The sequence below is a fragment of the Alicyclobacillus kakegawensis NBRC 103104 genome (genome assembly GCF_001552655.1).
Lineage (GTDB): Bacteria > Bacillota > Bacilli > Alicyclobacillales > Alicyclobacillaceae > Alicyclobacillus_G > Alicyclobacillus_G kakegawensis.
In genome coordinates, this window is sequence record NZ_BCRP01000016.1 from 58,699 (window position 1) to 65,783 (window position 7,085).

Sequence of the window (7,085 nt, forward strand, 5' to 3'; positions counted from 1 at the left end):
CGAGCGTGGCGACACCTTACAACGCGTATCGTCAGTGGCAGCAGACTCGCCGCCAGGAGACAGTCGAACAGAACTTAGAATTGGTCTACCGGATCGCTCGCAGGGTACTCGCCGCCGTCGGCCAGGACGGTCGCTTGGAGTACGGAGACTTGGTCAACGCCGGCATTCTCGGCCTGTACGAGGCGATAGACAGGTATGACGCAGCGCGCGGAGTGCCGTTCGCGGTGTTTGCCAGCCGCCACATCAGGGGGCGTATGTTGGATGAAGTGGCGCGACAACGCCAGTTGCCGCGCAGCCTGCGAGATAAGCAGGCGCGTCTGCACCGCGCGGTGGACGAACTGAGCCAGAGGCTGATGCGGACGCCGAGCGATGAGGAGGTGCGGGCGCAGCTTGGGCTGTCAGAGCAGGAATACCAGAACTGGTTGGCCGATTGCGCTTGGACGGCCGTCTGGTCGGTGGAGGAATTGGAGCAGGCGGGCCAGTTCGATGTGGTTGAGGAGCGCCCAGACGCGAGTCCGGAGGCGACCATGGACTGGCAGGAGACCCGAGCCGAGTTGATGCGCGCTCTTCGGCAGTTGAACCTGCGCGAGCAGCAGGTCCTCTACGCCTACTACGTGGAGGAGTTGACGATGAAAGAGACGGCGGATGTGGTGGGGGTCAGTGAGTCGCAGATATCCCGGATTCACAGCCGGGCGTTGGCCAAGCTGCGGGATTTGCTTGGCGGACTGGAGAAAGGGGCCCCTGCTCGCGCAGACGCGGAGGGCAGGGATGCGGCCCGTGCAGGAGCCGCAAACCCGCGCATCAAGAAAAACCGCCAAGCAGGCACTTGACTGTCTGCAAGTTTTGTGCCGTGTTTCAGATATATAAAGCGAGAAGCGGAGCGGGTGGTGAGAACATGCGCATTGGCGAGACCGGTTGGCCGGCCGGTATAGGTCCCAACGCCGAGCGACTGCGGCCGAGCAGTGCTGGACAGCCACGAGAGGCAGATGTGGTGGACTCTCGCACGGGGAAGGCCATCCGGGCGGCAGAAGAGACAGCCGGAGCTGCGGCTGCCGGCCTTGTGGCATCCAGCTCAGCCGTGTCACCGGCAGAAACGGAAGGGGAGTTGGCCGGATCCGACCGTTCCAATAAGGTGGCGGCAGTCAAACAGGCGTTTCAATCCGGGCAGCCGCTGGACTTGGAGACGTTGGCCGACAGACTGCTGGAGAGCGGCGTGCTGTTCTCCAATCTCCCGAATGCCCGGTGAGTCCATCTGCCGGTTCGCTGCAGAACGGCTGAGCACGGGTCGATGAACGTCGGGCCTCAGACCATTCATTATGGGGTAAGGTTGAGAGAAGCAAAGAAATACGGGTGATACGTGTCGTCTGAGGCAGGCGGGAGGCGCGCAGAACTGCGCGGCAGGACCAGGAGTTTAGGCCGGAGACAAGGGGCGAGGCCGGAATGGATACGGAGCAGCTGTTGTTCTTGTTGCAGCAGGTGCAGCGGCGCCTGGATGAGATGCTCACGCTGGGGCGGGCCGTGCTGGCCAATTTGCCGACGACCGAGGCGGACGGAGAGCGTTTTGCCGAGCGGATCGATGAAATTCTGGATGCGCTCAGCCGCCGCGACGAGTCGTTTCGCATGCTGCGGGAGTTGCGGCTGTCGGACAAGTACACGGTGTGGGAGTTGGCGCAACACGCGGACGGGCGGGTTCGCAAGGCGGCCGTTGCTGTGGCGGGTCGGCTGGAGGAAACGGCGCGGCAGAGTCAGGAATTGGGTGAGCGGCTGCACGCGGTCCAGGGAGAATTGCAGGACAGACTGGAGCGTGTGAGTCGGTCGTTGCGGTTCACCGCCGCATACCGGGGCGGGGGATTCCGGTTACCGCCGGGCCTGCGTGTCAATCAGCAGGGGTGAGACGAGCTGTCGAACCTGGGGCTGGGCAGGTCCGCTGCGCATCAATTTGCAGGCGTCACGGGTGCACCCTCACGTTGCGGGTGCGCTTTTGGTATAGGTTGGAAAGGAGAGGCCTATGGACGTACGCTATCCGAATCATCACGCTGTGTCCGTGGACTTTTCGCGCGCCGCTCCGGCGGGGAATGGGCATCCGCTGCAGCGCCAGCCTGGTGCCCGAGAGATGGCGCTGTCGGCCGCGACAGTGGCAGCGAACGGGGCTGCGGTGGCGCCTCATCCCGAAACGGGAACAAGCTGCGAAGGCAGCGCCCCTGGACAAGTGGACAGCCCAACCCTGCAGAAGGCCATCGATGCGGTCAACCAGCAGCTGGCGCCGCGCGCGATGCGGGTTGAGTTTCAATATGACGACAAGGCCAATCGGGTATTCGTCAATCTGCTGGATGCGAAGACGGGCCAACTGTTGTTGGAGATCCCGCCGGATGGAGTGCGGCGGATTTTGGAAGGTGATGTGGGCGGCATCATTTCCGACGAAACTATCTGATAATTATGGCGCCTGGGCTGCGCCCGTGCTATAATGGGGTCACGAAGGGAGGAGTCAAACATGAACGTACTCGTACGTGGTGACCGCATGGAAGTAACCGGTGCCCTTGAGGAGTATGCCGCGAAGAAGCTCGGTCGCCTGGAAAAGTACTTCGACACTCCACCTGAGAAAGAGGCGCACGTGACGATGTCGGTGGCGGGCAATCAACACCGCGTCGAAGTGACCCTGCAGTTGCACGGTGTGCTGTTCCGCGCCGAAGAAGAGTCGGAAGACATGTACGCTTCCATCGACCTGGTGGTCGATAAGCTGGAGCAGCAGCTCAACCGGTACAAGGCGAAGCTCAACCAACGGTTTCGCGAGCAGGGTCTGCGCACACGTATCAAATCCTCCCGACAGGAAGCCGCTCGCCGCGCATCGGATGATGCGGAACTGCGCGTGGTCAAGACCAAGCGTTTTCCCATTAAGCCGATGGACGTGGAAGAGGCGGTTTTGCAAATGGAACTCTTGAGCCACGATTTCTTTGTTTTCACGAATGCGGACACCGAAGAGGTGAATGTGATATACCGTCGGCGCGACGGCAACTATGGCCTGATTGAACCCCAGTGACCTCGTTGTCGGATGGACGCGGGCGACTGTTGGCATCGACTCTGTGCCGCCTTCGCTCCCGCTATGTGCATGTATGAAAGGCAACCACGCCCGCCCGCACGGCGGGCGTGAGTATTCAGGTGAGACTGATGTTGGGCCCCGCTCTTTTGGAAAAAGACTCCTCCGAGTTGTGATTCCCGTCCTCTCCCTGTACAATTCTATACTAGGAGATGTTGGGCTCCGGCACCCGCCGCGATTCGGCGACTGCGGGGGCCCACGCACAGAGAGGGGCGTGACCTTCGGGTGGGAGTCCTGAAGCAGCTGTTTGACAGCAATGAACGCGAAATCGCCCGGATGCGCAAAGTCGTCGCCCGGATTAACGATTTGGAGCCGCAGATGGAGGCCTTGAGCGACGAAGACCTGCGGGCCAAGACGGGCGAGTTCCGCAGCCGGTTGGAGCAGGGTGCCAAGTTGGACGATTTGCTCGTAGAGTCGTTCGCTGTGGTGCGCGAGGCGGCCAAGCGGGTGCTCGGCCAGCGTCACTTTGACGTGCAGCTGATGGGTGGCATTGTGCTGCACCACGGCAAGGTCGCTGAGATGAAGACCGGCGAAGGCAAGACCTTGGTCGCCACGCTGCCGTCGTATCTGAACGCGCTGACCGGCAAAGGCGTGCACGTGGTCACTGTCAATGACTACCTGGCCCGCCGCGACAGCGAGATGATGGGGCGCGTGCACCAGTTTCTAGGCTTGTCGGTCGGGCTGAACATTGCCGGCATGGATCCCGCGGCCAAACGGGCAGCGTACCAAGCCGATATCACCTACGGCACCAACAACGAGTTCGGGTTTGACTACCTGCGTGACAATATGGTGATGTCGCTGGACGAAATGGTGCAGCGGCCGCTGCATTACGCCATCGTCGACGAGGTCGACTCCATCCTGATTGACGAGGCGCGGACGCCGCTCATCATCTCGGGGCCGGCGGAAAAATCGGCCGACCTCTACTTCCGGGCCGACCTGTTCGTGCGCAGCCTGTCCCCGGATGACTACGAGGTCGACGAGAAGATGCGCACGGTCAATCTCACCGACTCCGGCGTGAAGAAAGGTGAGCGTTTCTTCCGTGTGCAGAATTTGTTCGATCCGGACAACGTCGCGCTCATGCACCACATCACGCAGGCGCTCAAGGCGCACGGGTTGATGAAGCGCGACAAGGACTACGTCGTCGCCGGCGATGAGGTCATCATCGTCGATGAGTTCACCGGCCGCTTGATGCAGGGCCGCCGCTACAGCGAGGGACTGCACCAGGCGATTGAGGCGAAGGAAGGCGTGCCGGTTCAGAACGAGACGAAGACCCTGGCGACCATCACGCTCCAGAACTACTTCCGCATGTACCAGAAGCTCTCCGGTATGACGGGTACCGCGAAGACAGAGGAGAAGGAGTTCCAGGAGATCTACGGCATGGACGTCGTCGTCATCCCGACCAACCGGCCGATGATTCGCCAGGACCTGCCGGACGTCATCTACAAGACGCAGCGCGGCAAGTTCAACGCGGTGGTCGAGGAGATTGTCCGCCGCCATCAGAAGGGACAACCTGTGTTGGTCGGCACCACGTCCATTGAGAAGTCCGAGTTGCTCTCCGGCCTGCTCAAACGCCGGGGCATTGCGCACCAGGTGCTCAACGCCAAGCAGCACGAGCGCGAGGCGGAGATCATCGCTTTGGCAGGACAGGCAGGCGCGGTGACGATTGCCACCAACATGGCCGGACGCGGCACGGACATCCTGCTGGGCGAGGGCGTCCCGGATCTCGGCGGCCTGCATATCATAGGTACCGAGCGGCATGAAAGCCGTCGCATCGACAACCAGTTGCGTGGCCGATCCGGCCGTCAAGGAGATCCGGGTTCCTCCCAGTTCTTCTTGTCGTTGGAGGATGACCTGCTGCGGCTGTTCGGATCGGACAACATCAAACGCATGATGGACCGCATGGGCTTGGACGAAGACCAGCCGATTGACCACAAGATGTTGACCGGCGCCATGGAACGGGCGCAGAAGAAGGTCGAGGCCAACAACTACGACATCCGCAAGCACGTCCTGCGCTATGACGACGTCATGAACAAGCAGCGCGAGGTGATCTACCGTCAGCGCCGGCAGATCCTCGAGCAGGAAAACCTGCGCGATGTGGTGGAAGGGATGGGCAAGGACCTGATTGACCACATGCTGGAGGTCTACTGCTCGACCGAGCAGGTGCCGGAGGATTGGGACCTGGACGCGCTGGTGGCCTTTGGCGAACGCCACTTCCTCCATCCGGGTCAGGTCAAGGCGGAAGACCTGCGCGGCTTGGAGCGGGATGAACTGCGTGAGAAGCTGTATGACATCCTGCACCAAAACTACGACGCGCGGGAGGAAGAGCTGGGGCCGTTCCTGCGCGACTTGGAGCGCGTGGTGGTGCTGCGCACGGTCGATTCGAAGTGGATGGATCACATCGACGCGATGGACCAGTTCCGGCAAGGGGTGCACCTGCGGTCGTACGGTCAGGCCGATCCGCTCGTGATCTACCAAAAAGAGGGTTACGAAATGTTCGAGGCCATGATCCGCAGCATCGAGGAAGAGGTCATCCTCTACGTGTTCAAGTCCACCATCGCGATGACCCCGCAGCCGGTGCCGATTCATGACAGCGTGCCGGTGCAGGGTGGCTGATGCGGCCGGCAAGGGCGGCGGTGCACGGGCGGATCGATGGCGTAGCGTGACACAGCAACGAATTTTCAGCAGAGGTGAATTTTCATGGCAGAGACGTTTGGGGAACTGCGCGGCGAAGCGCAGACTATGGCTAAGCGATTAGCGGAAATCGGGAGGTCTCTTTGACGTCGCTGCCAAGGAGCAGCGCATTGCCGAACTGGAGGAAAAGATGGCCGATCCCGGTTTTTGGGACGACCAGGCGGCCGCGCAGAAGGTCATCAACGAGGTCAACAGCCTGCGCGGGTACGTGGAGCAGATGCGCAAGCTGGAGTCAGCCCAAGACGACCTGGAAGTGATGATTGAGCTGGCGGCCGAGGAGAACGATATGGACCTGTTCGCGGAGGCCAACACAGCCGCCGCTGCGCTGGAAAAGGACATCGAGAAGTTTGAGCTGCAGTTGATGCTCTCGGGCCCGCATGACGCCAACAACGCCATCGTCGAACTCCACCCCGGAGCCGGGGGCACCGAGTCCCAGGATTGGGCTGCCATGTTGTTGCGCATGTACACGCGCTGGGCGGAGGACAAAGGATACAAGGTGGAGACTCTCGACTACCTGCCCGGCGACGAGGCGGGCATTAAGAGCGTCACCCTGCTCATCAAAGGATACAACGCCTACGGCTATCTGAAGGCCGAGAAGGGTGTGCACCGCCTCGTGCGCATCTCGCCCTTTGATGCCTCCGGGCGGCGTCACACATCGTTTGCGTCGGTGGATGTCATCCCGGAGATCGACGAGGACGACACCATTGAAATCAAGCCGGAGGAATTGCGTATCGACGTGTACCGGTCGAGCGGTGCCGGCGGTCAGCATGTCAACACGACCGATTCGGCGGTGCGCATCACCCACCTGCCCACCGGCATCGTCGTCACCTGCCAGAGCGAGCGCTCGCAGATTCAGAACCGCGAACGGGCGATGAACCTGCTGCGCGCCCGCTTGGCCGAAAAGAAGCGGCAGGAGCAGGAGGAGCAGATGGCGAAACTGCGCGGCGAGCAGAAGGAGATTGCCTGGGGCAGCCAGATCCGCTCGTACGTGTTCCACCCGTATTCCTTGGTCAAGGACCACCGCACCGGCCAGGAGATCGGCAACGTCCAGGCGGTTGTCGATGGCATGCTCGATCCGTTTATCGACGCCTACCTGCGCTGGCAGCTCGCTCTCCAGCAGGGCAAGGCGGTGGCCGCAGCCGGCGGCGATTTGGACGTGTAAGGACCGAGACCCTCGGCCTGGATTTGGGACACAGATGGCCGGCCTCGGCGCAGCGTGGGTTGCGCCGAGGTTGGCCTTTTGGCTTTTGCGGGCGTGCTGAGGGTGGCATGTGGGCGCAGCGCGTGCCGTGGTATCCTG

7 protein-coding genes are annotated in these 7,085 nt (G+C 61.8%); all 7 read left to right on the forward strand.

All coding sequences use genetic code 11. From position 1 onward, the window contains the following. The first annotated feature begins 5 nt into the window (after positions 1-5). Complete coding sequence (locus AK2_RS12200) at positions 6-830, forward strand: sigma-70 family RNA polymerase sigma factor (protein WP_067934778.1); 825 nt, start codon at positions 6-8, stop codon at positions 828-830. Positions 831-895: 65 nt separating this feature from the next. Next, the gene (locus tag AK2_RS12205; RefSeq protein ID WP_067934781.1) at positions 896-1,246 is read left to right on the forward strand and encodes a flagellar biosynthesis anti-sigma factor FlgM; all 351 of its coding nucleotides are present in this window, start codon (positions 896-898) and stop codon (positions 1,244-1,246) included. Positions 1,247-1,440: 194 nt separating this feature from the next. Continuing rightward, positions 1,441-1,893, forward strand: coding sequence for a hypothetical protein (locus AK2_RS12210; RefSeq protein ID WP_067934783.1), 453 nt, complete (start codon positions 1,441-1,443; stop codon positions 1,891-1,893). Positions 1,894-2,008: 115 nt separating this feature from the next. Beyond that, positions 2,009-2,431, forward strand: coding sequence for a flagellar protein FlaG (locus AK2_RS12215; RefSeq protein ID WP_067934785.1), 423 nt, complete (start codon positions 2,009-2,011; stop codon positions 2,429-2,431). A gap of 60 nt (positions 2,432-2,491) precedes the next feature. Then, positions 2,492-3,037 (forward strand): ribosome hibernation-promoting factor, HPF/YfiA family, encoded by a 546-nt coding sequence (gene hpf, locus AK2_RS12220; protein WP_067934788.1) that lies wholly within the window; start codon positions 2,492-2,494, stop codon positions 3,035-3,037. Between the two features lie 282 nt (positions 3,038-3,319). Then, positions 3,320-5,707 (forward strand): preprotein translocase subunit SecA, encoded by a 2,388-nt coding sequence (secA, locus tag AK2_RS12225; protein WP_067934791.1) that lies wholly within the window; start codon positions 3,320-3,322, stop codon positions 5,705-5,707. An 84-nt stretch (positions 5,708-5,791) separates the two neighbouring features. Continuing rightward, positions 5,792-6,947, forward strand: a protein-coding gene (prfB, locus tag AK2_RS12230) for a peptide chain release factor 2 (RefSeq protein ID WP_217994701.1) whose coding sequence is annotated in 2 segments (ribosomal slippage) — positions 5,792-5,857 and positions 5,859-6,947 — 1,155 coding nt in all. Because the reading frame shifts where the segments join, the coding sequence is not laid out codon by codon here. Positions 6,948-7,085 lie beyond the last annotated feature (138 nt).

What these genes read in the sequence shown, in the direction of transcription:
- AK2_RS12210 (WP_067934783.1), top strand. Translation starts at nt 1,441, where the DNA reads ATGGATACGGAGCAGCTGTTGTTCTTGTTGCAGCAGGTGCAGCGGCGC.
- AK2_RS12205 (WP_067934781.1), top strand. Translation starts at nt 896, where the DNA reads ATGCGCATTGGCGAGACCGGTTGGCCGGCCGGTATAGGTCCCAACGCC.
- hpf (WP_067934788.1), top strand. Translation starts at nt 2,492, where the DNA reads ATGAACGTACTCGTACGTGGTGACCGCATGGAAGTAACCGGTGCCCTT.
- AK2_RS12215 (WP_067934785.1), top strand. Translation starts at nt 2,009, where the DNA reads ATGGACGTACGCTATCCGAATCATCACGCTGTGTCCGTGGACTTTTCG.